The organism is Neobacillus sp. SuZ13, from assembly GCF_030123365.1.
Classification (GTDB): Bacteria; Bacillota; Bacilli; order Bacillales; family Cytobacillaceae; genus Neobacillus.
The window spans coordinates 3,499,296-3,525,033 of the sequence record NZ_CP126107.1 but is presented as its reverse complement, the minus strand read 5'-3'; the positions used below and the strand labels follow the sequence as shown (position 1 = coordinate 3,525,033).

At 39.0% G+C, this 25,738-nt stretch carries 24 protein-coding genes; 19 read left to right on the top strand and 5 right to left on the bottom strand.

Features of this window, described 5'->3' with window-relative positions; all coding sequences use genetic code 11:
* Positions 1-59 precede the first annotated feature (59 nt).
* From QNH17_RS17300 to QNH17_RS17290, 3 genes are all read left to right on the top strand, one after another.
* On the top strand, positions 60-407 hold the full coding sequence (locus tag QNH17_RS17300) for a 2Fe-2S iron-sulfur cluster-binding protein (protein WP_283873790.1): 348 nt from the start codon (positions 60-62) through the stop codon (positions 405-407).
* A gap of 387 nt (positions 408-794) precedes the next feature.
* Positions 795-1,568 carry an NAD-dependent protein deacylase gene (locus QNH17_RS17295; protein ID WP_283873788.1) on the top strand — a complete coding sequence of 258 codons (774 nt, stop codon included), beginning with the start codon at positions 795-797 and terminating at the stop codon, positions 1,566-1,568.
* A gap of 35 nt (positions 1,569-1,603) precedes the next feature.
* A complete protein-coding gene (locus tag QNH17_RS17290) occupies positions 1,604-2,242 on the top strand; it encodes a hypothetical protein (protein WP_283873786.1) in 639 nt (212 codons plus the stop codon).
* Positions 2,243-2,296: 54 nt separating this feature from the next.
* Here the strand turns inward: QNH17_RS17290 and QNH17_RS17285 are convergent, their stop codons facing one another.
* The 3 genes from QNH17_RS17285 to QNH17_RS17275 all read right to left on the bottom strand — a co-directional run bounded on the left by QNH17_RS17285 (position 2,297) and on the right by QNH17_RS17275 (position 5,355).
* Complete coding sequence (locus QNH17_RS17285; protein ID WP_283873785.1) at positions 2,297-3,433, bottom strand: CAP domain-containing protein; 1,137 nt, start codon at positions 3,431-3,433, stop codon at positions 2,297-2,299.
* Between the two features lie 248 nt (positions 3,434-3,681).
* The gene (locus tag QNH17_RS17280) at positions 3,682-4,359 is read right to left on the bottom strand and encodes a YdeI/OmpD-associated family protein (RefSeq protein WP_283873783.1); all 678 of its coding nucleotides are present in this window, start codon (positions 4,357-4,359) and stop codon (positions 3,682-3,684) included.
* 21 nt (positions 4,360-4,380) lie between these two features.
* A complete protein-coding gene (locus tag QNH17_RS17275) occupies positions 4,381-5,355 on the bottom strand; it encodes a 2-hydroxyacid dehydrogenase (protein WP_283873781.1) in 975 nt (324 codons plus the stop codon).
* Between the two features lie 238 nt (positions 5,356-5,593).
* Between QNH17_RS17275 and QNH17_RS17270 the strand changes: the two genes are divergently transcribed.
* The 14 genes from QNH17_RS17270 to cysI all read left to right on the top strand — a co-directional run bounded on the left by QNH17_RS17270 (position 5,594) and on the right by cysI (position 21,980).
* Positions 5,594-5,905 (top strand): MerR family transcriptional regulator, encoded by a 312-nt coding sequence (locus QNH17_RS17270; protein WP_283873779.1) that lies wholly within the window; start codon positions 5,594-5,596, stop codon positions 5,903-5,905.
* 192 nt (positions 5,906-6,097) lie between these two features.
* On the top strand, positions 6,098-7,288 hold the full coding sequence (locus QNH17_RS17265) for a MalY/PatB family protein (protein ID WP_283873777.1): 1,191 nt from the start codon (positions 6,098-6,100) through the stop codon (positions 7,286-7,288).
* A gap of 318 nt (positions 7,289-7,606) precedes the next feature.
* Positions 7,607-7,912 carry a PTS sugar transporter subunit IIB gene (locus tag QNH17_RS17260; protein WP_144548212.1) on the top strand — a complete coding sequence of 102 codons (306 nt, stop codon included), beginning with the start codon at positions 7,607-7,609 and terminating at the stop codon, positions 7,910-7,912.
* Positions 7,913-7,934: 22 nt separating this feature from the next.
* The gene (celB, locus tag QNH17_RS17255; RefSeq protein ID WP_283873774.1) at positions 7,935-9,257 is read left to right on the top strand and encodes a PTS cellobiose transporter subunit IIC; all 1,323 of its coding nucleotides are present in this window, start codon (positions 7,935-7,937) and stop codon (positions 9,255-9,257) included.
* 59 nt (positions 9,258-9,316) lie between these two features.
* A complete protein-coding gene (locus tag QNH17_RS17250) occupies positions 9,317-9,637 on the top strand; it encodes a PTS sugar transporter subunit IIA (RefSeq protein ID WP_283873772.1) in 321 nt (106 codons plus the stop codon).
* A 19-nt stretch (positions 9,638-9,656) separates the two neighbouring features.
* Positions 9,657-10,970 carry a 6-phospho-beta-glucosidase gene (locus QNH17_RS17245; protein WP_283873770.1) on the top strand — a complete coding sequence of 438 codons (1,314 nt, stop codon included), beginning with the start codon at positions 9,657-9,659 and terminating at the stop codon, positions 10,968-10,970.
* Positions 10,971-11,225: 255 nt separating this feature from the next.
* On the top strand, positions 11,226-11,933 hold the full coding sequence (chbG, locus tag QNH17_RS17240) for a chitin disaccharide deacetylase (RefSeq protein ID WP_283873769.1): 708 nt from the start codon (positions 11,226-11,228) through the stop codon (positions 11,931-11,933).
* A gap of 186 nt (positions 11,934-12,119) precedes the next feature.
* The gene (locus QNH17_RS17235) at positions 12,120-12,347 is read left to right on the top strand and encodes a hypothetical protein (protein WP_283873768.1); all 228 of its coding nucleotides are present in this window, start codon (positions 12,120-12,122) and stop codon (positions 12,345-12,347) included.
* 155 nt (positions 12,348-12,502) lie between these two features.
* Complete coding sequence (gene adhE / locus QNH17_RS17230; protein WP_283873766.1) at positions 12,503-15,106, top strand: bifunctional acetaldehyde-CoA/alcohol dehydrogenase; 2,604 nt, start codon at positions 12,503-12,505, stop codon at positions 15,104-15,106.
* Positions 15,107-15,373: 267 nt separating this feature from the next.
* Entirely contained in the window at positions 15,374-15,901 is a 528-nt protein-coding gene (gene hpt / locus QNH17_RS17225) for a hypoxanthine phosphoribosyltransferase (RefSeq protein ID WP_283873764.1), read from the top strand.
* Between the two features lie 86 nt (positions 15,902-15,987).
* Positions 15,988-16,491 carry a DinB family protein gene (locus QNH17_RS17220; RefSeq protein ID WP_283873763.1) on the top strand — a complete coding sequence of 168 codons (504 nt, stop codon included), beginning with the start codon at positions 15,988-15,990 and terminating at the stop codon, positions 16,489-16,491.
* Between the two features lie 451 nt (positions 16,492-16,942).
* A complete protein-coding gene (gene ftsZ / locus QNH17_RS17215) occupies positions 16,943-18,091 on the top strand; it encodes a cell division protein FtsZ (RefSeq protein ID WP_283873761.1) in 1,149 nt (382 codons plus the stop codon).
* A 325-nt stretch (positions 18,092-18,416) separates the two neighbouring features.
* A complete protein-coding gene (locus tag QNH17_RS17210) occupies positions 18,417-20,237 on the top strand; it encodes an assimilatory sulfite reductase (NADPH) flavoprotein subunit (RefSeq protein ID WP_283873760.1) in 1,821 nt (606 codons plus the stop codon).
* A 24-nt stretch (positions 20,238-20,261) separates the two neighbouring features.
* Positions 20,262-21,980 (top strand): assimilatory sulfite reductase (NADPH) hemoprotein subunit, encoded by a 1,719-nt coding sequence (gene cysI / locus QNH17_RS17205; protein WP_283873758.1) that lies wholly within the window; start codon positions 20,262-20,264, stop codon positions 21,978-21,980.
* A gap of 132 nt (positions 21,981-22,112) precedes the next feature.
* Here cysI and QNH17_RS17200 read toward each other — a convergent pair whose 3' ends face one another.
* A complete protein-coding gene (locus QNH17_RS17200; protein ID WP_283873757.1) occupies positions 22,113-22,562 on the bottom strand; it encodes a S1 domain-containing RNA-binding protein in 450 nt (149 codons plus the stop codon).
* Positions 22,563-23,086: 524 nt separating this feature from the next.
* Here QNH17_RS17200 and QNH17_RS17195 point away from each other — a divergent pair.
* Positions 23,087-24,070, top strand: coding sequence for a proline dehydrogenase family protein (locus tag QNH17_RS17195; RefSeq protein ID WP_283873756.1), 984 nt, complete (start codon positions 23,087-23,089; stop codon positions 24,068-24,070).
* Positions 24,071-24,277: 207 nt separating this feature from the next.
* Positions 24,278-25,105 carry a dienelactone hydrolase family protein gene (locus QNH17_RS17190; protein WP_283873755.1) on the top strand — a complete coding sequence of 276 codons (828 nt, stop codon included), beginning with the start codon at positions 24,278-24,280 and terminating at the stop codon, positions 25,103-25,105.
* Positions 25,106-25,268: 163 nt separating this feature from the next.
* On the opposite strand, the gene QNH17_RS17185 is transcribed toward QNH17_RS17190, so the two are convergent.
* Positions 25,269-25,697, bottom strand: coding sequence for a hypothetical protein (locus tag QNH17_RS17185; RefSeq protein WP_283873754.1), 429 nt, complete (start codon positions 25,695-25,697; stop codon positions 25,269-25,271).
* Positions 25,698-25,738 lie beyond the last annotated feature (41 nt).

The window sequence follows — 25,738 nt, the reverse complement described above, 5'->3', positions numbered from 1 at the left end:
TAATTTTAAATGTGGTATATTGTATACCAAGAAGATAAATAAAAGGGAGGAAACGAAGCATGCCAAAAATAAATTTCATTAACAGCAATAAACAATTAGAGGTACCAGAGGATTCAAATATTTTAAGGATGTCCCTTCGTTATGATGGAGAACTCCCAAACCGATGTGGCGGAGGAATTTGCGGCAGCTGCGTTTTTAAAACAGAAGAAGGCGAAGAATTTTTAGATAAAGTCAAAGTGCAGGAAAGAAGAAAATTAGGGGAAGAATGGTTAAAAGAAGGTTACCGTCTTGGGTGTCAAACTTTCGTTACTAACGGAGACATTTCAATTTCTTGGGATGATGATTTTACAGAAGTCGTCAAAAAGAGAAAGCCAGATAAAATTCAGAAAGAAGTCACAACTATTTAATTAGTGAATTAAAATAATACGAATTCGGGGTGAAATCATGTGGGCCTGTGACAGACATATGAAAGAAATTTTAAACTTCTTAGATACTCCCCATATTAGCAAAGCTTCCTATAAAATTAAATGTTCTCTATGCGATAATCACGCACTTGCAAAAATCTATTACACACATAAACCATTGCAACTAAAAAAGAATGAAAAATTACGTGCGTTTGCGTAACATCTATAATGCCTGCCCCCCAGTACTTTAAAATTTTGTAAGGTAGTGGGAGGCAGGCACGAAAACAAAAACGATGAGTTTTTTACTCATCGTTTTTCTATGTAGTAAAATAATATAAATTAGATTCATTTACATGCTTGAGAAACGCTTAAAAAAGGAGAGGTGACCTGATGGAAAATAATCAGTTTGATATATGTGTGACCCTAATCAAAAATGCGAAGAACATTGTTGTACTTACTGGTGCCGGAGTAAGTACCGAATCAGGCATAAAGGATTTTCGTTCAAGGACTGGAGTTTATCAATTGGCACCTGAATATATTCTTTCGCTTGATTATTTTTATCAAAATCCAAAAGAGTTCTATCAATTTGCACTCGACAATCTTTATCATCCGGAAGCTTTGCCAAATGCAGGACATGAAATCTTGTCAAAGTGGGAAAGAGAAGGGAAAGTTTCTCATATTATTACCCAAAATATTGATGGACTTCATCAAAAAGCAGGAAGTAAAAGCGTAATTGAATTTCATGGAACAATGAAAACAGCGTCTTGCTTACATTGCGATAAAAGTTACACTACCGAAGAAATGCTAAATCGTTTTCAGACCATTAATGAATTTTATATTTGTGACTATTGCGATACTCCTCAAAAGAGAGAACGTTTCATAAAACCGGATGTTGTTTTATTTGGTGATACAGGTAAATGGTTTACGGTTGAAGGGTTTAATAAGATTTTACATACGATTGAGGAGGCAGATTGTCTATTGGTGTTAGGAACGAGTCTTAAGGTCACTCCATTTTCAACATTCCCTCAATATAGAAGGAATAGCACTCCATTAATTATAATTAATATCGGTGATACTCCATATGACACTGATCGAAATACATTCGTCATTCCTGAGTCGATTGGGAAGTCCTTGTCACTATTGGATGAACAACTAAGCATCTGAATAAAAAATTTTACAAAAAAAAGATGGTGGGAATGGTGAGTGAAAGTAAGCCGTATGTGTGGTATGCAAGTTATGGTTCAAATCTTAATAAGGATCGGTTCTTATGCTATATCAAGGGCGGGAGTCCAGCGGGGTCCACAAGAGTGGAGACAGGCTGTAAAGATCAATCACTGCCGATTGCAGAGTCTTCTTTTATATTCAATTATCCGCTTTATTTTGCAGAAGAGGCAGCTGGGTGGCAATCGCAAGGTGTAGCCTTTATAGGATTAAAGCACGGAGAGGAGTTTCTCACCTATAGTAAAAAATATTTAATCACCATTGAACAGTTTTTAGATGTGGTGAAACAAGAGAATAGTGGAAAAATCTTTGAAATAGATTTAAACGAGGTAAAAGAGAAAGGGTCAAAAATATTTCGCCACCGTGCTTGGTATGGCAATATTATTTATCTAGGTGATGACCAGGGGTATCCAATTTTTACCTTTACAGCACCTTGGGAACAAGCTGAAGTAGAAATGAAAAAGCCATCCCATAATTATTTAGCCACTATTATTAAAGGGTTAAAAACAGACTATACGAAGGAAGAAATCTTTTATTATCTTCAAAATAAACCTGGCATTACGGGTTTCTATACTGATGATGAATTAGCAAGGGTTATTGCAGACACGGAATCTTAATAGCTATCAAACGAACAAAACCTTCCTTAGTAAAAGGAAGGTTTGTGTTTATCATTACTTTGCAAAGAAGTTTTCCGTATAGTATGGTTGTGATTCATTATTAAATGCTACACCCACCCCTAAATACTCATATCCCTCACGCAAAATGTTTTCCCGATGCCCAAGTGAATTCATTAAGCCTTCATGAGCGAAAATGCTGCTAAATTGGCCATAGGCCAGGTTTTCGCCCGCCAAATGAAAGGTGATATCGTCTTCTTTCATCCGGTCAAAGGGAGATTGTCCTTTAAGGTTGGTGTGATCAAAATACTGATGGACAGCCATATCGGTGCTATGCTTACGGGCCGTTTCTCGAACGTGCTCATCCCAAGTAAGGATAGGCAGTTGGTGATTAACTCGTGCGGCATTGGTTAAATCAAATAATTGATATTCAAAGCCCTCTTTTAAAGCTGAATTCCCTTTTGTGTAAAAATCCATTTTTTCCTCTTCAAAGTCTTTATTGATCAATTGAATGGCGGTAACTGTATTATTTTCATGTTTATCATAAAAGACGGTAACATAGGTTCCCTCGACTAAAAACAAATCATTATCGCTATTTTCCTGTAGTTGGTATACCGTGAACCCTTTTTGAATTTTCGTTAAAGGTTCCCCAAGCTTTTCACGGACGGATTTTTTCGAACTTCCGAGTTTAATTCCATTGGTTGATGAGATTAGATCTTGATTTGTGTATAATCCGGCAGCTTTGTTGTTTTCATCGTACATGACCATAAAGAAATCATGATAATCTTGATGATAGCTATACCAATCTGTCCCATATTCATTAAGAGACGCACGGTTTGCACTTCCTAAATCATGTTCTATATCTGCTTTTGGATTGCCAATTTCAACATTATGAATTGCAAAAACTTGTTCAGCAGGCGTGGTCAACTCTACTTTTTCTTTTTGCTGTTGTGGTTGTTGTTTAGTAGTTGGACCATCCTTCAATTGTATGCCTAGCTGTTTCCCTATTTGTTGAACTTTTTCGGAAAAACTATCAAGTGTCTCTGCTAGTGCTGTGTTGTCTTTGACATTTATTACAGACTGAATGGAATCAACCGTTTTTTCGATATCGCCTTTTTCCAAGTGTTCGTCTATGACAGGGAGTGAAAATTTAAATAAAAGGATAAATGAGATGATTGCCAGAAATCGTACCATTTTCGTTTCCTCCATTTCTATTAGAATTGTAGCCAATTTAAAGAAAATGTATAAGTAATATGCTTGAGGGGAATGATATTGGTTTTATTTAGAGGTTTACTGGCGGATAGGCAGCTTTTACTAGCGGATAAGGGGAATTTACTGGCAGATATGCTGTGTTTACTGGCGGTTCCTCACCATTTACTGTCGTGACCCCGCTTTCCTTCATTTACAAATCAAAACCCCCTTCTAGGTAGAAGGGGGCACATTTATTTCTGTTTCCTTCGATATAAATCCATTGTTTTATAACCTTCGCCCAGCACTGTTTCCATTTCGAGCAACCGTTTTTCTTGGGTTTCTTTCCGTTTTGCACTATATACATAACGGGCCCAATCCTTTTGATAGCCAAAGGTTAATTGATTAAAGGACGCCAGTAACTCTTCATTTCGGTTTAAATACTGTTTAATATCGTCGACATGTATAATATAGTCGTCCACACATTGACTAGATTTACTGTTAGCAATCTTTTTCACTTTTTTGGGAGTTGATTTCAACCCAACCACGGTAAACACATCATTTAAACTAACCATTCTAGAAAACTTAATGTCACTTCCAAATGTGTAGCCCTCTTCATCCATCGCAACTGCCTCAAATAAACTGTCGCGTTCAATGTATTCTTGATATTTTGGATTATTCTTTTTTGGATAGGCAAAGAATATGTATCCATTTTTTTCGAGTAATTGATTGTCAATCACTGACTTAAGCTGCTGTGAAAATTCCTCCAAACTAAAAACGAAACAAAATATTAGATCATATTTTTCTTTATTTGGTGTTGAATCATAATTTAATCCATTCAATTCATCTAAATCTTCAGGTTTATTAAGAACCAGTTTTCGATCATACTTACTTAAATTTAGTTTTTCAACAATAGTTTTAGGTGAGTTCAAAGGTCTATCTCCTTTGTAAAATTAATCCAATACCTCAGGATTAATAAGTTTTTTCGGGCGTTTCCCCGTTAGCCCTGCTTCTAAATTCTCGACTGCAAGTTTGGCCATTTTTAGTTCCGTTTCGTGGGTGGATGATCCAACATGCGGCGTCGTCACTACATTGGGAAACTGGAGCAAAGGATGATCCGCTCTGACTGGTTCAATTTGGAATACATCTAATGCTGCTCCATGGATTTCGTTGGTTCGTAACGCTTCGATTAATGCCTTTTCATCCACTGTTTTTCCGCGCGAACCATTTACAAAAATGGCTGAATTTTTCATCAATTTAAATTCGCGTTTTCCCATTATATTTTCCGTTTCAGGAGTAAGCGGAGTCATTAAACAAACAAAATCGGATTCACTTAGTAAGGTATCTAATGAAGAGTAAACAGCGTTGTATTTTTCTTCGGCTTCAAGGTTACGGGTACGGTTGTAGTAAAGAACATTCATATCAAAGCCAAAATGTCCGCGTTTAGCGATTAATGAACCAATCTTCCCCATTCCAATAATACCTAATGTTTTATGATGAACATCAACGGCATATTCTTTCCTAGTTAGATGTTGCTTCCACTTTCCAGTCTTTACGAATTGGTCTAATTCGGGGATGCGTCTTGCTGCTGCCAGAAGAATACCGAAAATCGCATCAGCCGTAGTGTCCTCAAGTACGCCTGGTGTGTTTGTGCCCATGATACCACGCTTGGTCATCTCATCAAGGGATAGGTTATTAAAACCTGTCGAGTTATTGGAAATTATTTTTAAATTTGGAGCTCGGTCCAATAATTCTTTATCAACTGGGAGCGCAAGACCGACAATTCCTTCAGCCATCTCAAGAGCATGCAAAAATGCTGGGTCTGTTTTGGGATTGATCCGTTCAAAAATTTCCACATCGAAACGATCTCGTAAACGGTCTAGCGTTTCAGAGAATTCAAAGTTATAGGCAAGTATTTTTCTTTTCATAAGGGACTACGTCCTTCCCTTCTTTACATAAGAATATATTTCTAAGGTGACATAGAATTTTTAAAGAGTCAACTATAATTGATCCCTAATTAAGCTGATATTTTCATAATTAAAGTGAAATTTTTGTAAGAGAGGAAATTATTGTTTCAGTTTATAACATCCTGTGTTAGAATATGTAACATTAGAATTGTTAAACAATTCACATTTTTAAAAATAAACAAACTGGGCAGGTGGTATTTTGGGAAACGAAACCCCATCTTATCGTGAACAAAAGGTTATAACCATAGGAATTGTGGCAGAATTGACGGGACTAACCAGCAGACAAATCCATTATTATGAAACACGAAAGCTTATTTTTCCAGACAGGACCCCAAATGGGACACGAAAATACTCATTTGCGGATATTGAAAGACTAATAGAAATTGCTGAGAAAATTGAAGAGGGAGTCCAAACGATGGAAATTCGCAGAGATTTCTCCAAAAAGGAAAAGCGTAAGATGATCATTGGTCAAATCAATTCCCATTTTAATCGAAACGGGCCAATAAAATAACATGTGTAACTTGCAGTATTGAGCAGTGCTACCTGAGGCCTGCTCTTTTTAGTGTCATCGCAGACATTTTGATAAAAAATTTATCCTTCTAAATTTTTAATCATCTCGTTTAATCGCTATAATTAGAGTAATCAATGAAAATTTTTACAAATGAAACATTTGATGAAATGAAAAAAAGAAGGGTGGATATAAATGAAATATAACTTTGATGAAATAGTAAACCGAAGAGGAACCTATTCAATTAAATGGGATGGTGGTGAGCTCCTTAAGCAGATTGGGCTGACAGAACGATACGATGAAGAGACGATTCCATTATTTACAGCCGATATGGATTTACCCGTCCCTCAGCCCTTAGTTGATGCCTTACATAAGACCGTCGACCACCGAATTTTCGGCTATACTATCTTTCCAAAAGAGTATTTTGAGGCCATTCAACATTGGTTTAAAAAGAGACATGATTGGGAGATTCCGCAGGAGGAAATCAGTTTTAGTCCGGGAACGGTCCATGCCTTAAATGTGGCTGTCAAAGCCTTAACCAACCCAGGAGACGGCATCATTATCCAAAGGCCAGTGTATCCACCGTTTACTTCGGCAATTGAAGCCAATGGTCGCAAAGTTGTGAATAACGCTCTTAAAGCAAATAGTGAAGGGTACTTTGAAATTGATTTTGCCGATTTTGAAGCGAAAGCCAAAGAAGAAACGACGAAAATGTTCATCTTATGCAACCCGCATAATCCAACTGGAAGAGTGTTTACTCAGGATGAATTAAGGAAATTAGCCGATATTTGTGCGGAGCATGATGTCCTCATCGTTGCCGATGAAATACATGGCGACTTAGTTCGCCGAAATCAGACCTTTATTCCAATTGCCAAGGCTACTGAACAGCGTGATCGTATTATTACTTTTACAGCAATCAATAAAACGTTCAATGTCGCTGGGCTTCATTGTACAAATGTAATTATCTCCAATCCAGAACTTAGAACCACTTTCAATAAGGTTATGGGCATGCACTTACCATCACCTTTTACGGTTTCAGCCTTGATTGCTGTATACAATGAAGGAGAAGACTGGTTAGAACAGTTGAAGGACTACATTGATGGGACAATGGAATGGGCTGTTACGTTTTTAGCGGAGAAAATGCCGAAAGTGAAGGTGAGGATTCCAGAAGGTACTTATATTATGTGGATGGATTTTAGCGAGTATGGTCTCACACCTGAAGAAATCCATGATCGCATTTATAATAAAGCGAATGTACTGCTTGAGGATGGGAAGATGTTTGGTGAGGAAGGATTACAGTGGCAAAGAATTTGTATCCCGTCACCAAGGCCACTCATACAGGAAGCGTTTGAAAGAATTGCCAGAGAGTTTGAAGAACTAAATTGATGGATTAAGAAAGAATTTGTAAAAATCGATTGGATGTCTATAAGTGAGAAGGAGAAGGTAACACGCTCCATAGCAGGAAGCCTGGGATATCCCGGGCTTCTTTTTATCTTTTTGCTAATTTAAGAATCGGGACGTTTTTATCACCTTGTAAATAGAACTTTTTGTCCTAATTTTTTTGGTGATGAAATATATATTAGGGCGGGACAAAATTCTTGACATGGAGGAAGCTTATTAGTACATCCAAAGTTAATCACAATGGAAAAATTTTTCACCATGTTTGTAAGCGGTTACAAAATAGTAAAAGGAAGGAGGTTTGCAATGAACATCTTATTATGCTGTGCTGCAGGCATGTCGACCAGCTTATTGGTAACGAAAATGGAAGCTGCAGCAAAAGCTGAAGGAATTTCAGCGAAAATATGGGCAGTAAGTGCGAACGAAGTGAATAACCATCTTGATCAAGCTGATGTGTTATTGGTAGGTCCACAGGTTCGATACCTGCTCCCTAAATTAAAAAAAGCAGGATTAGAAAAAGGGATACCCGTTGATTTAATTAATACCGTTCATTATGGGATGTGTAATGGGGCTGAAGTATTAAAATTTGCCAAAAATCTACTAGATTCATAACTTCACATAGGGGTGAAAAGATATGAGCAAATTTAATCAGATGTTAGAAGAGAAGGTTATGCCAGTCGCAGGCAGGATTGCGGGTCAAAGACACTTACAAGCATTGCGTGATGGAATCATTTTAACCATGCCTCTACTCATCATTGGATCCATTTTTTTAATTTTGGGATTTTTACCTATTGATGGATATCCGGAATTTATGACCCGGACATTCGGAGATGCCTGGTTGACTAAACTTCTATATCCTGTAAGCGCAACCTTTGATATTATGGCGCTGATTGCAGCGTTCGGTATAGCCTACCGTCTGGCTGAACAATACAAGGTCGATCCATTGAGTGCTGGTGCCATTTCTGTCGCTGCTTTTATTCTTGCCACTCCTTATTTCACGATGTTTACCCCAGAAGGAGCAACGGAGGCTGTACAAGTAGGCGGTGTATTGCCAATGGCTCTTTTAGGCAGTAAAGGTTTGTTTGTTGCAATGATTCTAGCAATGTTTTCAACTGAAATTTATCGATATATTATCCAAAAAAATATTGTTATAAAAATGCCCGATGGTGTACCGCCAAGTGTAAGTAAATCATTTGTCGCTTTATTCCCAGGATTTTTAGTTATTCTTTGCGTTTGGATTATTCGTTTGCTCATCGAAAACACATCATTTGAAAGCTTGCATAATGTTGTTGGGCAACTGTTGCAAGAACCACTTGGTGCGCTTGGAGGGACACTGATTGGTGCACTAATTGCCGTCTTCTTTGTTCAACTCTTATGGTCCACTGGATTGCATGGTGCAAGTATTGTGGGCGGTGTTATGGCACCAATTTGGTTAGCCCAAACGGACGCGAACCGCTTGGCGCTTCAAGCTGGAGATGAAATTCCAAATATCATTTCCCAACAATTCTTTGATATTTTCATTTATATGGGCGGTTCTGGTGCAACATTTGTTTTTGCTATCATGATGTTATTTATGGCGAAGAGTCAGCAATCCAAGCAATTAGGCCGTCTGGCGATCGGACCAGGAATATTCAATATTAATGAACCGATTACTTTCGGGGCGCCGATTGTATTGAATCCACTGCTCATTATTCCATTTATTTTAACACCGTTGGCACTCACCATTACGACTTATATCGGGATGAGCACTGGTTTTGCTCCGAAAACAGCTGGTGTAGCCGTTCCTTGGACGACTCCTCCAATTATCGGCGGATATCTAGCAACGGGCGGAAATATCAGAGGGGCGTTAATGCAAGTGATAAATCTAGTCGTAGCCTTTGCGATTTACTATCCATTTTTTAGAATGTGGGATAAACAAAACTTTAATGTTGAAAAAGGATCTAGTAAAGAACAATAGAATACTAGGGCTTGCCATCTGGCAAGCTCTTGGCATGTATCTAGGCGGGGGGGACAAAGATGACGAAGGAAGAATTGTACCAGCTCTCATTTCAATTAATTTTGCACAGTGGAAATGCCAGAAGTCTCGCCATGGAAGCAATTTTTACAGCCAAAGAAAAAGACTTCACATCTGCACTGGAAAAACTTTCAGAGGCTGATGGTGAAATTATCCATGCCCATCGCTTTCAAACACAATTGATCCAAGCGGAAGCGGAGGGTAAGGATTTCGACATCCCCATTATCCTAGTCCATGCACAGGATCATTTAATGACGGCTATCACATTAATAGATTTAGCAAGAGAGATTGTTGAGATTCGCCAAGAAATGAATACTCAATAAAGTGGGAGGTTCATAGAAATTGACTAAATCAATTAAAATTACCACCATTGGCGGCGGTTCGAGTTATACACCCGAGCTGGTCGAAGGATTGATCAAACGATACAACGAACTACCATTACGCGAACTTTGGCTTGTGGACGTCGAGGAAGGAAAAGAGAAATTAGAGATTGTTGGGAACTTAGCAAAACGGATGTTTCAAAAAGCAGGACTTCCTGTCGAAGTGCACTTAACACTCGATCGAAGAGAAGCTTTAAAGGATGCCGATTTTGTGACCACACAATTTCGGGTGGGTCTCCTTGACGCCAGGGCAAAAGATGAAAGAATCCCATTAAAGTATGGGGTTCTTGGCCAAGAAACTAACGGACCAGGCGGACTTTTTAAAGGTCTTCGTACAATCCCGGTTATTTTGGATATTGTTAAAGATATGAAGGAACTTTGTCCAGAAGCCTGGCTCGTTAACTTTACCAATCCAGCAGGGATGGTGACGGAAGCGGTTCTTCGCTATAGTGATCATCGGAAGGTCGTCGGACTCTGTAATGTACCGATTGGGATGGAAATGGGAATTGCAAAACTACTAAATGTTGAACATTCCCGCGTCCGCATTGACTTTGCCGGTTTAAATCACATGGTGTACGGCTTAGATGTATACGTGGATGGGGTAAGTGTAAAAGATCGAGTCATCGAATTTTTAACAAATCCTGAAAATTCAAGCTTTGTGAAAAATATACAGGGTCAACGCTGGGAGCCTGAATTTATCCGGGCTTTAGGGGTCCTTCCATGTCCGTATCACAATTATTATTACAAAAGTCGTGAAATGGTGGAAAAAGACATCAAAAATGCGGAAACGGTTGGGACACGTGCGGAAGTAGTGAAAAAGTTAGAGGAGGATCTCTTTGAACTTTATAAAGATCCCAACTTGTCCATTAAACCTCCACAACTTGAAAAACGGGGGGGAGCTTATTACAGTGATGCCGCGGTCCGGTTGATTTCTTCTATTTATAATGACACAGGGGATATTCAACCGGTTAATACGTTAAATAATGGTTCTATTGCAAGCATTCCTAATGATTCTGCTGTTGAGGTTAGCTGCATCATAACAAAAGAGGGGCCAAAGCCACTTGTGATGGGTGATCTCCCAGTTCCGGTCCGAGGCCTTGTTCAACAAATTAAATCATTTGAACGGGTGGCAGCAGAAGCCGCTGTTACGGGTGATTATAATCTAGCAATTCTCGCGTTAACCATTAATCCTTTGGTTGCTTCTGATACCATTGCGAAACAAATCGTCGACGAAATGTTAGAAGCGCATAAGAAGTATTTACCTCAGTTTTTCTAAAATTAGGCTGTATTAAAAGTTAATTCTGATTTTGACACTCTGTTGATAGGAGTGGAAGGCGCGAAGACTCCTGCGGGAGTACGGGGCAGGGGAGACCCCGCAGGCGCTAAAAGCGCCGAGGAGGCTCCCCGCAACGTCCGCGGAAAGCGAAGTGCCTGGAACGGAAATCAACAGACAGGTTAACACAGCCAAAAATTATCGAAAAGGCAGCGGATCTGCTGCCTTTTCACTGCTCAACGAGGAGGTTATAACCATTTGATTAAGTTAATTGTAAATGCAGATGATTTTGGGTATTCAAGAGGGATTAATTATGGAATTATTGATGCACATAAAAATGGCATTGTTAATTCCACCACGATGATGATGAATATGCCTGGTGTGACGCATGCTGTGGAGCTTACGAAAGCTAGTCCAAAACTTCAAGTCGGGATTCATCTGGTCCTCACGTGTGGGAAGCCGCTTTTAACAGACGTTCCTTCATTAGTTAATGAGAGTGGCAGTTTTAAACGAATTTCTGAATTCAAAGAGCAACGGGAGATATCCCTTGATGAACTGGCAAGAGAGTGGAGTGCGCAAATTGACAAGTTTCTAGATACAGGGCTTACACCGACTCATTTTGACAGCCATCATCATGTCCATACGATTCCAGAATTTTTACCGGTGGTGCAAATGCTGGCAAAAAAATATGATTTAAGTGCAAGACGTTTTTCAATGGATGCAGTAGAAGGAGTTGCTGCATTTTCGGATGTGTTTTTACATGACTTTTATGGAGAGGGAGCGACATACGATTACTTTGAGAAACTGGTCACGCGAGGTCATGACGGGCAAACGGTCGAAGTAATGTGTCACCCGGGTTATCTGGATCACGAGATTTTGAGTGGTTCCTCTTATGCAGAGGATCGTGTGAGGGAGACGGACATTCTGACTTCTATTAAACTACCAGAAGGAATTGTGTTAATTTAGAAGGCGGTTAATACTCGAAACAGGTTTGAAAACGGTTACGGTTAAAAGCGGAATGACCGTAACCCCTATTTAAAAAGTGTTAAATCTATAATTTAAAAATGATTCACACTTTGTTCAATACTTCACAATTTCTTGTCATAAATCTATGTTATGATAAATCCATAAACAAACAAGGAGTGATAAGACATGATGGTTTGTGAATGGAAAACCTTCGCTACAGATTCTGAAACCTATACATTGGAATTATTCGAAGAAACAATCGGAGACGAATTTGAGGCAATGTATTTCAAAGAAAATGAAGAAATCCCCGCTTATATTTGGACTGTAAATTATGTCATTATTGTAAAAAAATACTCAAAGGTTCTAACAGACATTTTATTTGAAAAGATTCCCCGGAATCCCGTGTGTGAATAACCAACTGAAGAACTAAGGTGTAAAAACATTTTTTTTAACCAATTATGTGAAATTATTCACAAAAAAAACATCCAGAAAATACCCGCTTATTAGATTATATTTTTAATATAATTTGTGAAAAGTTTCACAAATAATTATTAAACGGAGGTATTACCATGGCAATTGTAGAAAAGACAGTTAAAGAAAAACAAAATGTAACAAAGATGGTGGACGTTCTGGTCGAGAATGGTCTAAAAGCATTGGCTGAGTTTCGCAGCTTTAACCAAGAAATGATCAATGAAATTGTCAAAGAAATGGCTTTGGCAGGTCTTGACCAGCATATGCCGCTTGCGAAATTAGCGGTGGAAGAAACTGGGAGAGGCGTTTACGAAGATAAAATTATTAAAAATATGTTTGCTACCGAATATGTCTATCATAATATCAAATACGATAAAACTGTTGGAATTATTAACGAAAATGAACATGAAGGTATGATAGAAATCGCGGAACCAGTAGGGGTTATAGCCGGAGTAACTCCTGTAACTAACCCAACTTCAACCACGATGTTTAAAGCACTTATTTCGATAAAAACGAGAAATCCAATTATTTTTGCCTTCCATCCATCCGCACAAAAATGCAGCAGTGAAGCGGCAAGAGTCCTAAGAGATGCGGCCATTAAGGCAGGAGCACCAGAAAATTGTATTCAATGGATTGATACACCGTCGCTCGAAGCTACTCAAGCCTTAATGAACCATTCGAAAATTTCATTAATTCTTGCCACTGGCGGAGCAGGGATGGTGAAATCTGCATATAGTTCAGGTAAGCCTGCACTGGGTGTTGGACCAGGAAATGTCCCTTGCTATATTGAAAAAACAGCGAATCTCCAACAAGCAGTGAACGACTTAATTTTATCAAAGACCTTTGACAATGGGATGATTTGTGCCTCTGAACAAGCGGTTATTATTGATAAAGAAATTTACGATGGTGTAAAACAAGAAATGATAGCGAATAATTGTTATTTTTTAACCGAAGAAGAAAAAGCGAAGGTCGAAAAATTAGTAATTAATGAACATTCTTGTGCTGTTAACCCTGATATTGTTGGGATGGCTGCGGCTAAAATTGCTAAAATGGCTGGAGTGAAGGTTCCTGACGAAACAAAGATTCTTGTCGCAGAATTAACTGGAGTCGGACCTGAATTCCCGCTTTCTCGGGAAAAATTAAGCCCAGTCCTTGCATGTTATAAGGTTAGTAGTCTTGAAGAAGGATTGAAACGGGCCGAGGAAATGCTGGAGTTTGGCGGTTTAGGGCACTCCGCTGTTATTCATACCACTGACCAATCGGTGATTAAGAAGTTCGGCTTACGGATGAGAGCAGGACGTATTATTGTCAACGCCCCATCCTCACAAGGTGCGATTGGTGATATTTACAATGCCTACATGCCGTCATTGACTCTCGGCTGCGGAACGTATGGCGGAAACTCTGTCTCTACAAACGTGGGTACTATTCACTTAATTAATATCAAAAAAGTAGCGAAAAGGAACATTAATATGCAGTGGTTTAAAGTACCTTCTAAAATATATTTCGAAAAAAACTCGACACAGTACCTAGCTAAAATGCCGAAAATTTCAAAAGCCTTTATTGTCACAGACCCTGGAATGGTGAAATTAGGTTATGTTGATAAAGTCCTATATTATTTAAGAAAACGTCCTGATTATGTGCATTGTGAAATCTTTTCAGAAGTAGAACCAGATCCGTCCATTGAAACGGTGATGAAGGGTGCAGAAATGATGGCTAATTTCCAGCCTGACGTAATCATTGCACTTGGCGGCGGTTCTGCCATGGATGCTGCCAAAGGAATGTGGTTGTTCTATGAGCATCCAGATACCGAATTCTTTGGCTTAAAACAAAAATTCTTAGATATTCGAAAACGGATTGTAAAATATCCTAATCTTGGCCAAAGAGCACAATTTGTGGCCATTCCTACCACTTCTGGAACAGGCTCGGAAGTAACGTCTTTCTCAGTCATTACTGATAAAGAAGCAAATATTAAATATCCGCTTGCTGATTATGAATTAACACCTGACGTAGCCATTATCGATCCGCAATTTGTGATGACGGTGCCAAAACACATTACCGCCGATACAGGATTGGACGTCTTGACACACGCCATTGAAGCATATGTGTCCTGTATGGCAAATGATTTTACTGATGGCCTCGCAATTAAAGCCATCCAACTCGTATTTGAGTACCTGCCAAGAGCCTACAAAAACGGCCAGGATGAAGAAGCTCGTGAAAAGGTTCATAATGCATCAACTATTGCCGGTATGGCGTTCGCTAACGCATTTTTAGGAATAAACCATAGTCTTGCCCATAAATTGGGAGCAGAGTTCCATATTGCACATGGTCGGGCAAATGCTGTACTTATGCCACATGTTATACGCTATAATGCCACCAAGCCAAAGAAATTTACAGCTTTTCCGAAGTACAATCATTACAAAGCTGACAAACGTTATGCTGAAATCGCTAGAATTCTAGGATTACCTGCAAGTACCACCGAGGAAGGTGTAGAGAGCCTCGTTCAAGCCATTATTAAATTGACACAGGAACTGGAAGTGCCAATGAGCCTTAAAGCAAATCATATTAATAAAGCTGAATTTGAAAGCAAAATTGACTATTTAGCAGATCGGGCTTTCGAAGACCAATGCACCACAGCGAATCCTAAGCTTCCATTAGTAACCGAATTAGCAGAAATTTACCGACAAGCATATAAAGGAGTATAACAATCGAAGCCAATGCGAAAAATCAAACTAGATGATTTTTCGCATTGGCTTTTTAATTATTGGCTGTGTTAAAGGATAATTGATTTTGACACTCTGTTGATTGGAGTGGAAGGCACGAAGACTCCTGCGGGAGTACGGGGCAGGGGAGACCCCGCAGGAGCAAAGCGACGAGGAGGCTCCCCGGCACGCCCGCAGAAAGCGAAGTGCCTGGAGCGGAAATCAACAGACTAATTTAACACAGCCTAATTTTAGAACGGGGTGGAATTTGTGGGTTATAGAATTAAAGATGTGATGATTTCTGAAACAGAAATTAAAGACAGAGTGAAGCTGTTAGCGGAACAAATTGAAAAAGACTTCAATAATGAGGACATTATTCTAATCGTCGTCTTAAAAGGATCGTTTATCTTCGCTGCGGATTTGATTCGTGAGATGAAGGGTAATATTAATATTGATTTCATTTCCGTTTCTAGCTATGGGGACGAAACAGAGTCATCAGGAAAAGTAAGATTACTGAAGGACCTTGATGCCAATATTACTAATCAGAATGTTCTGGTCGTTGAGGATATTATCGACAGCGGTCTGACTTTACATTTCTTGCGCGGACATTTAAAAGCACATAAGCCGAAACAAATTAAAATTTGTACGCTTTTAGACAAGCCTGAAAGAAGGAAGGTAGACCTGCCCGTTGATTATGTAGGCTTTGTCATTCCTGATGAATTCATTGTCGGCTATGGGATTGATTACGCGCAAATGTACCGAAACTTACCATATATTTCAACTGTAGAGGAGTATTAGACATATTTTTATGCGGAAAATTTGCCGTTATTGGCAAGAATGATATACTTTTACTGTTAAGCTTATCAAAGATGGAGGCAAAAATCATGTATACTTCTATAGCTGAATTTATCCAAGAATGGAATCAAGAGGCATCCTCTACGCAAAAGGTGTTAGATGGTTTAACTGACCAATCACTTCAACAAGAAGTTTCTCCAGAAGACCGAACGCTAGGGAGAATTGCATGGCATGTGGTTGCGAGCACACCTGGAATGCTTACCGAGTTTGGCATCACTGTTGAAAATGTAGAGAATGGAGATGCGGTACCGACCTCTGCGAAAACAATCGCTGACACTTTTCGAAAAGTTACTTCTGACACAATCGAAGCCGTACAGCAGCAATGGACGGATGCATCATTAACTGAAATGAAAAACGTGTTTGGTATGGAAATGCCAAAAGGAGTGACACTTTCACTTTTAATAAAACACATCATTCATCATCGCGGCCAAATGACTGTCTTAATGCGCCAAGCTGGATTAAATGTACCTGGAGTATATGGACCAGCACGGGAAGAATGGAGTCAAATGGGGATGGAAGCACCCGCTTTATAAAAGTACATACCGTTCCGCTCAATCACAAGTTTAGACGTTAATCATTAAAAATACCGTTAATGCTGCTGCATTAACGGTATTTTTCTTACTAGAATCAGGCTAGCGACACCCTATCATTATGCTAGCAAGATGATAGGTGGTTGTTAACTGCATCCTATCATTGGCAAAATATCTATCGATGGATGTATTTCAAAAGAACTACTAATCAACATGGTTTAATAAATTTAACAAATTTGCTAGTATTTTCTACAAAATTCATCAAATTTATCTGAATTGAGCGTTAGCTTACTATATTAAATCTGCTATTATTTTGGTAAAATACGAATAAGAAAATAAATATACATACGACATATATTATTTGTAACTAATCGATTGCTAGATTATAAAAATCTATGAATTTTTTTAAATAGCGAGGCAAATAATTAAATGGATGATAAGTAGGAGGAATAATATGTGGGATTTTGACATGGATATAGATCAAGTAGCTAGAATAAAAGTAATTGGTGTTGGCGGCGGCGGGAATAATGCTGTCAATCGGATGATTGAAGGCGGAGTTCAAGGTGTTGAATTTATAGCTGTAAATACAGATGCCCAAGCTCTAAATCTATCAAAAGCAGAAATTAAAATGCAAATTGGGGCACAATTGACAAGAGGATTAGGCGCTGGCGCTAATCCAGAAGTCGGTAGAAAAGCGGTTGAAGAAAGCAGAAGGCAGCTGGAGGACGTTTTAAAAGGAGCCGACATGGTTTTCGTCACAGCTGGGATGGGTGGAGGCACTGGAACTGGTGCTGCACCTGCGATTGCAGAAATTTCTCGCGCACTTGGCGCTTTGACAATTGGTGTTGTGACCCGTCCGTTTGGATTTGAGGGCCGTAAACGTGCCACAAATGCAGCAAGTGGAATTGAGTTAATGAGTCAGGCAGTTGATACATTAATCATAGTTCCAAATGATCGCCTATTGCAAATTGTTGATAAAAGAACGCCGATGATTGAAGCGTTCCGAGAAGCGGATAATGTTCTTCGTCAAGGTGTTCAAGGGATTTCTGACTTAATAGCCGTTCCTGGATTAATTAATCTGGATTTTGCTGACGTAAAGACCATTATGAGTAACCAAGGGACAGCTTTAATGGGCATTGGCGTTGCAAAAGGTGATGGACGCGCGGTAGAGGCAGCCAAAAAGGCTATTTCTAGTCCATTATTAGAAACGTCGATTGACGGAGCACAAGGGATTCTTATGAATATAACTGGCGGAAAAGACTTAAGTCTGTATGAAGTGCAAGAGGCAGCGGACCTTGTCGCTTCAGCAGCAGATAAAGATTTAAATATGATTTTTGGTTCGATTATTAACGAAAATTTTAAAAATGAAATTATGATTACAGTTATTGCTACTGGTTTTGTTGATAAATTGGCACGAACCACTAGGCCTTCTTCGCCTATTCAAAAAGAAGGACCATCTAGAAGTCAGGTCCAATCACAGCCAAAACAAGAACAAGCGAATCATGAAGAGCCTTCGCATGATTATGGAAGTTATGGACAGGATACAGATGATTCTCTTGACATTCCGACGTTTTTGCGTAACCGAAACAGAAGAAATAGATAACATTTCCTAAAATTCTGGCGCAATGAGGACAGTGTAACGTGACAAAAGGCCAAAGCATTGGAAGAGTGTCGCGGAACGCTGTAACATTGCGTCATTTAATTATTAAAATGTTGTAGTTAACCTACATCCACTTTAAAAAAATCTGAATTTTAGCAGATTTTAATGGTTTAAATCGTTAAAACCGACTTGACTTATAGGAATAGTAAAACTATTATTATATTAATCATTTTTTGACTGAAAATTGTGTACTGTAAGAATTGTTATAACAAGTCATGATAAATAAATGATCACGATAAGTTAATAATCCTTTGTGAGGTGGATTTAAGTGCAACTTCAAGTATTGAATAGTCCTTTTAATCAGGAACAAGCAGAGCTACTAAACCGAATACTGCCTACGTTGACTGAATCACAAAAAGTCTGGTTGAGCGGTTTTTTGGCAGCAGCCCAATTTTCTTCGATTTCGGGGACTGGAAATGTCCAGGTATCTGAACAACCGGGAGCAATCACAGCTCCGGCCATTTCAAAAGATGTAACCATCCTTTTTGGTTCACAATCGGGTAACGCTCAGGGGCTTGCTAAGAAAGCGGGCAAGACGCTTGAAGCAGCAGGTTTCAAAGTAACTGTTATATCAATGAGCGATTTTAAACCTAACAATTTGAAAAAGGTTGAAAATCTGCTGATTGTTGCTAGTACCCATGGAGAGGGCACTCCGCCAGATAATGCCATTGCCTTTCATGAGTTTCTGCATGGAAAACGGGCCCCGAAACTGGATCATCTTCGCTTCTCAGTTTTGGCACTGGGTGACAGTTCGTATGAATTTTTCTGTCAAACAGGAAAAGACTTTGATGCACGCTTGGAAGAACTTGGCGGTACAAGGCTTTACCCACGCTTTGACTGCGACCTTGATTACGATGAACCAGCATCTGAATGGCTTGCAGGTGTGCTTAGTAATTTAAAAGAGGCAGACGCCAGCAGCCAAGTTCCAGTTCAGGAACTGGTAACTCAAGCAGTAGAATCAACGTATTCAAGATCAAATCCGTTTAAAGCCGAAGTACTAGAAAATATCAATCTAAACGGGCGCGGCTCAAATAAAGAAACACACCACCTTGAGTTGTCGCTTGAAGGGTCTGGGCTCACCTTTGAACCAGGAGATAGTCTTGGTATTTATCCAGAAAATGATCCCGCACTTGTTACCTCACTATTGGAGGAAATGAACTGGGATCCAGAACAACAGGTGACTGTGAATAAAAAAGGAGAAATTCTCCCGCTTAAAGAAGCACTTATCACACATTTTGAAATTACGACGTTAACGAAACCGTTGATTGAGAAGGCAGCCCGCCTTACTGCAAATGAAAATTTACAGGAACTGCTCTCACCAGGTAATGAAGAGAAATTAAAGACTTATTTGGATGGACGCGATTTGCTTGATTTAGTCCGTGATTTTACTCCTTGGGTTGGCTCGGCACAAGAGTTTGTTTCCATTCTTCGAAAAATGCCGTCCCGACTGTATTCGATATCAAGCAGCTTAGCGGCAAACCCGGATGAGGTTCATTTGACAATCGGAGCGGTTCGTTATGAGGCACACGGCCGGAAACGAAATGGGGTTTGTTCTATCCAGACAGCGGAGCGTCTGCAGCCAGGCGATACCGTGCCAGTGTATATCCAACATAATGAAAACTTCAAGCTGCCAAATAACCCAGATGCCCCAATCATCATGGTTGGACCAGGGACTGGTGCAGCACCATTTCGTTCCTTTATGCAAGAGCGTGAAGAAATCGGTGCTGAAGGAAAATCATGGTTGTTTTTCGGTGATCAGCATTTTGTGACGGATTTCCTTTATCAAACAGAATGGCAAAAATGGCTGAAAGACGGCGTATTGTCGAAATTGGATGTAGCCTTTTCACGTGATACAGCTGAAAAAGTGTATGTACAACATCGTATGCTTGAAAACAGTAAAGAATTATTTGAATGGCTTGAAGAAGGTGCTCATCTGTACATTTGTGGGGATGAAAAACATATGGCCCATGATGTTCATAATACGTTAATTGACATTATTGAAAAAGAAGGCTGCTTGAGCCGTGAAAAAGCAGAAGAATATGTAGCCGAAATGCAGCAGCAAAAACGTTATCAGCGTGACGTATACTGATTTGGGATGGAAAGGAGTTTCACCATGGTTAATCAAATTTTAAAAGCGCCTGAAGGCCCTCCAAGTGATGTGGAAGGTATTAAAGAAAGAAGTAATTATTTACGCGGGACACTAAAAGAAGTAATGCTAGACCGGATAAGTGCAGGGATTCCTGATGATGATAACCGTTTAATGAAACATCATGGCAGTTATTTGCAGGATGACCGGGACCTCCGCAATGAACGGGCCAAACAAAAACTTGAACCAGCATACCAGTTTATGCTTCGTGTTAGACTTCCTGGTGGGGTTGCTTCACCTGATCAATGGCTCGTAATGGATGACCTGGCTGATAAATATGGTAATGGAACTTTGAAACTGACTACCCGTGAAACGTTCCAAATGCATGGGATATTAAAATGGAATATGAAAAGTACGATTCAGGGAATTCATAATGCACTTATGGATACGATTGCGGCTTGCGGTGACGTGAACCGAAACGTTATGTGTTCTTCGAATCCGTACCAATCTGAGATCCATGCCGAAATATATGAATGGTCGAAAAAATTGAGCAACGATTTACTGCCACGCACAAGAGCGTATCACGAAATTTGGCTGGACGAAGAAAAAGTAGCCGGAACACCTGAAATTGAAGAAGTTGAACCAATGTATGGTCCACTTTACTTACCTCGAAAGTTTAAAATCGGAATTGCTGTGCCACCTGGTAATGATATTGATGTTTTTTCACAGGACCTTGGTTTTATTGCGATTGTTGAGGATGGAAAATTAATTGGGTTTAACGTGGCGATTGGCGGCGGAATGGGAATGTCGCACGGAGACACAGCAACTTATCCTCAACTTGCAAAGGTTATTGGTTTCTGTAAACCTGATCAATTATATGATATTGCTGAAAAAACAATTACCATTCAAAGGGACTACGGTAACCGTTCCGTCCGAAAAAATGCTCGTTTCAAGTACACAGTCGATCGACTTGGTCTAGAAAATGTTAAAGCTGAATTGGAACATCGTCTTGGTTGGAGTTTAGATGAAGCAAAGCCATACCAGTTTGACCATAACGGCGACCGTTATGGATGGGTTAAGGGCGTTAAGGGAAAATGGCATTTTACTCTGTTTATTGAGAATGGTCGTGTCGCTGACTTTAATGATTACAAGCTTAAGACAGGGTTGCGTGAAATTGCCAAAATCCATACCGGTGATTTCCACCTAACGGGAAATCAGAACGTAATTATCGCTAATGTCTCCACGCAAAATAAGAAAAAAATTAACGAACTTATTGAGCAATATGGTTTAACTGATGGTGAGCATTATTCAGCATTGCGCCGTAGCTCAATGGCATGTGTAGCTCTTCCTACATGCGGTTTAGCAATGGCAGAGGCAGAGCGCTATTTACCAACGTTAATTAATAAAATTGAAAACATTGTCGATGAAAATGGTCTTCGCGACAAGGAAATTACCATCCGAATGACGGGTTGTCCGAATGGCTGTGCCCGACATGCGCTTGGGGAAATTGGGTTTATCGGGAAAGCACCAGGTAAATACAATATGTATCTTGGTGCAGCTCATGATGGCAGCCGCTTAAGCAAAATGTTCAGAGAGAACATCGGCGAAGAAGAAATTTTAAGTGAACTTCGAATTTTACTTTCTCGCTATGCGACTGAACGAGAAGATGGCGAGCACTTCGGTGATTATGTAATTCGCGCTGGCATCATCAAAGCTACGACAGATGGTACCAATTTTCACGAATAATCAAATGAAAAAAAGACAGGTAAGCCCTGTCTTTTTTTTGCTTCAATTAAGGAATGAAGCAATTAAAAAAGGCAAACATGTCTTAACATGTTTGCCTTTCACTATATATAGATGTATTAATAAACGATAAAGTTATCCGCGTCTTCCGCCTCTACCGCCACGTTTTGTTTCAGTGCTTCGTTTTAAGGTAGATAAATTCTCTTCACTAGCCTTTAAGAATTTCGCAATTTTATCTTCGAAATTTTCCTTTGGTTTAAAATTGCTCTTTGAACGGAAATCTTTAGAACGGTTATCTACTCTTCCCTGGCGTGGTGGGCGTTGGGAATAAGATGAGGTTTGTCCTTCGGGCTTATCTATTGCTTTTTTGATGGACAAGGCAGTCTTTCCGTCCTTCTCACTAATTACTTTAACTTCAATTTGGTCGCCAACTTTTAAATGGTCATTAACGTCTTTTACATAGCTGTCGGCTACCTCACTGATATGAACTAACCCTGTTGTGCCACCAGGCAATTCAACGAATGCCCCAAAACTAGTGATGCCTGTTACTTTACCTTGTACCTTACTACCTACCTCGATTGACATAAAAAAATGTTCCTCCTCAATAATGTTACAACCACCTCATTATAACAAATATATAGGGATAATATCAATTCTTTCATCAAGTGCCTGACACCTTTTTTTGTTACACACTCTTTTTTAGTTTATAGATAGGTTATATGGAAAATATTATAATTATTTTCATTTTTAGTATTCTACTAATGTATGGTGACCACAGTGATCCAATTAACCCGTAATCATGACCTCATGCGGAGGATTGTAGATAATTTGAAAAATCATTTACAGAAAGATGAACCAAACCAACAGATGATTCATTAATAGATAGTCTGGTCATTATAGATCAAATCCATAATGATGATGAAATGAATAAACTTCTGGTCGATGGAGGATAATAAGTTTGGAAATTATAGGTAAAACAGGAAATGAGGGTGAAAATGGGCGAAAGTCCAGCATCAGAAATGGTGTTTAAGTTGGAAAATTCGCAAAATAAATATTAATGAAAGCGTATGCTATAATGATGGTAAAAACAACAGCAAGGGGTAATCGCTATGTTGAAAGACATTTTTATGGGCTTATCACAAAATCAATTTTTAAATAGTACAGCTAAAAAATATGGCTTAAAACTAGGGGCACAAAGTGTCGTAGCTGGTACCAATATACCTGAAGTAATTCAAAGTATTAAAGAGCTGAATGCACATGGAATTTCATGTACGGTTGATAACTTAGGGGAATTTGTTTTTAAAGAAGAAGAGGCAACTCAAGCAAAAGAACAAATTCTAAACGTCATCGATGCTATTCAGGAGCATAAAGTGGATGCACATATCTCGTTAAAACCAACGCAAGTAGGCTTAGATATTGATTACCAATTCTGTTTAAATAATGTAAGAGAAATCGTTGATAAAGCAAATCAATATGATATTTTTGTCAATATTGATATGGAAGACTTCAAGCACTTACAACCAACCTTTAATCTATTGGACGACTTATCGTTGGAATACAATAATGTCGGTACAGTGATTCAATCCTACTTCCACAAGGCGCAAGAATACCTTGAAAGATATCAAAATTTCCGCATTCGTCTAGTAAAAGGTGCTTATAAAGAGTCAGCAGAAATCGCTTATCAAGATAAAAAAGATATTGATGCGAACTTTATTAAGATTGCCGAATGGCATCTGTTAAATGGGAAATTCACATCTATCGCTACACATGACCATCGAATTATTAATCATGTGAAGGAATTTGTAAAGAAGCATGATATTCCGAATGACAAATTTGAATTCCAAATGCTTTATGGGTTCCGAAAAGACATGCAGCTGGAGCTGGCTAGTGAAGGTTATAACTTCTGTACGTACGTTCCTTTCGGTAATGATTGGTATGGATATTTCATGAGACGTCTTGCCGAACGGCCTCAAAACTTAAATCTTGTCGCGAAGCAAGTCTTTAACAAAAAAACGAATACCGTGCTTGGTGTTGCTGCAGGGGCATTTTTATTAGGAAGATTGACTAAGGCTGATAAGAAAAAACGTCGCTAATATTTTAAAGCGCCTACAAAATTTTATAAGAAACCCCAAACCTTCCATCTAACCGAATGGGAGGTTTGTTTTATAGTAGGCAACTCTCTTATAACAGCTGTTTTTTATATTCTATATTTATTTATATTTGTATACTGAGTATGGTAAATTATGTAGGAAGTGTTATGTTTTATCTATATAGAAAAAATCAAAACAGTGAGGTGTAACATGTCGATACAATCGGAATGGCAATCTTTAAACGGAACAAATGGGAAGATAAGCGCCTATATTTCTTCAATTGAGCCTGTAAATGAACCCCAGCCAACCGTACTCGTAATCCAAGAAATATGGGGAGTAGATGCTCACATTCAAAATGTTGCCGAGCGGTTTGCAACTGCTGGATACGTTGCCATCGCACCAGATTTATTTGCTGATCAAGGCGTTCGACCAGAGGAACTAAGTGAGGAAATGATCGCTGAAGCGAAAAACTTTTTACATTCCATTCCACATACATCATGGTTTAATCCTTCTGAACGTGAGAATGCTATCTTACAACAGCCATCAGAAAAACAAGAGACACTGCGCACCACGTTAAATACTCTCTTTGGGAAGTTAGATCAAAGTAAATCTGAGACTTTCATCCGCATCTTAAAAGATTCAGCTGACTATGCACGAAATTTAATGCAAAAGACAAAAGGTATGCCTGTTACTTCTGTTGGCTTCTGCTTAGGTGGAGCTCTTTCAGCTGCTCTAGCAACACAGGATCCTAACCATGCGGGATCGATAGTATTTTACGGACGTCCACCACATCAGAATATTGCCAATATCGAATGCCCAGTGCTCGGATTCTATGGTGGGGAAGACAAGAATATTACTAACTTAATTCCTGATTTTGAAGAAGAAATGAGGAAACATGAGAAATCATTTGAAGCCATAGTATATCCTAATGCGCATCACGCTTTTTACAATGATACAAATCCGACTTATCATCCTAAGTATGCAAGGGACGCATTTGCAAGGACGTTGACCTTTTTGAATAGAGTAACAAATACTTAGATTGTGTCGGACCGATTAATTAAACGCAATTTCTAAAGTATTTATAAAAACGTAAAATGCACCGTCCATATTCTGGATGGTGCATTAATTTTAGTTAGGACCATTGAATCCAAAGAAAAAAGGCACCTAGCCTTTGTTAGTTATATTATTAACTACAAAGGTGTCAGGCACCTGGCTTAACTGCGTTATATGAAAAATTGCTGTCATCCCATTGGAAAATTCCTTCTTGGAGTTTAATTGTTGCATCGAATGGGCGGTCAATCGGTAAATCACCTTCTTGGAGTGTTTCATCAATCATTTTATCATATTGTTGATCGAGCAGCTGCTTCTTTAGACGAAGCATGTCTAGTTTTGAAGCAACACGAAGGATTTTATCAAGAGTTAACTTCTTTTCACTAATCCCATGGGAGTTACAAATACTTGTTTGAAAGCTTTTATTGTATTGAAGCATCATATGCAAATCATTAATACACGCTACGCCAAATACCTCTTTTATTACGTCCTCATAGCGCAGCTGGGTGCCAGTTGCGAATTTAGTAATATTCTTCTCAGGATTTTCTAAGAAATAAACTGTTTCGATAAAATCTTCCATGATAACACCCTTTCTGTTTTTCCAAAACGGTCAACTGAAAT

Excerpts from the sequence above, each read along its gene's own strand:
- QNH17_RS17300 (WP_283873790.1), top strand. The coding sequence starts at position 60 with ATGCCAAAAATAAATTTCATTAACAGCAATAAACAATTAGAGGTACCA.
- QNH17_RS17295 (WP_283873788.1), top strand. The coding sequence starts at position 795 with ATGGAAAATAATCAGTTTGATATATGTGTGACCCTAATCAAAAATGCG.
- QNH17_RS17285 (WP_283873785.1), bottom strand. The coding sequence starts at position 3,433 with ATGGTACGATTTCTGGCAATCATCTCATTTATCCTTTTATTTAAATTT.
- QNH17_RS17275 (WP_283873781.1), bottom strand. The coding sequence starts at position 5,355 with ATGAAAAGAAAAATACTTGCCTATAACTTTGAATTCTCTGAAACGCTA.
- QNH17_RS17265 (WP_283873777.1), top strand. The coding sequence starts at position 6,098 with ATGAAATATAACTTTGATGAAATAGTAAACCGAAGAGGAACCTATTCA.
- QNH17_RS17260 (WP_144548212.1), top strand. The coding sequence starts at position 7,607 with ATGAACATCTTATTATGCTGTGCTGCAGGCATGTCGACCAGCTTATTG.
- celB (WP_283873774.1), top strand. The coding sequence starts at position 7,935 with ATGAGCAAATTTAATCAGATGTTAGAAGAGAAGGTTATGCCAGTCGCA.
- QNH17_RS17250 (WP_283873772.1), top strand. The coding sequence starts at position 9,317 with ATGACGAAGGAAGAATTGTACCAGCTCTCATTTCAATTAATTTTGCAC.
- QNH17_RS17235 (WP_283873768.1), top strand. The coding sequence starts at position 12,120 with ATGATGGTTTGTGAATGGAAAACCTTCGCTACAGATTCTGAAACCTAT.
- adhE (WP_283873766.1), top strand. The coding sequence starts at position 12,503 with ATGGCAATTGTAGAAAAGACAGTTAAAGAAAAACAAAATGTAACAAAG.
- QNH17_RS17220 (WP_283873763.1), top strand. The coding sequence starts at position 15,988 with ATGTATACTTCTATAGCTGAATTTATCCAAGAATGGAATCAAGAGGCA.
- ftsZ (WP_283873761.1), top strand. The coding sequence starts at position 16,943 with ATGTGGGATTTTGACATGGATATAGATCAAGTAGCTAGAATAAAAGTA.
- cysI (WP_283873758.1), top strand. The coding sequence starts at position 20,262 with ATGGTTAATCAAATTTTAAAAGCGCCTGAAGGCCCTCCAAGTGATGTG.
- QNH17_RS17200 (WP_283873757.1), bottom strand. The coding sequence starts at position 22,562 with ATGTCAATCGAGGTAGGTAGTAAGGTACAAGGTAAAGTAACAGGCATC.
- QNH17_RS17195 (WP_283873756.1), top strand. The coding sequence starts at position 23,087 with ATGTTGAAAGACATTTTTATGGGCTTATCACAAAATCAATTTTTAAAT.
- QNH17_RS17190 (WP_283873755.1), top strand. The coding sequence starts at position 24,278 with ATGTCGATACAATCGGAATGGCAATCTTTAAACGGAACAAATGGGAAG.
- QNH17_RS17185 (WP_283873754.1), bottom strand. The coding sequence starts at position 25,697 with ATGGAAGATTTTATCGAAACAGTTTATTTCTTAGAAAATCCTGAGAAG.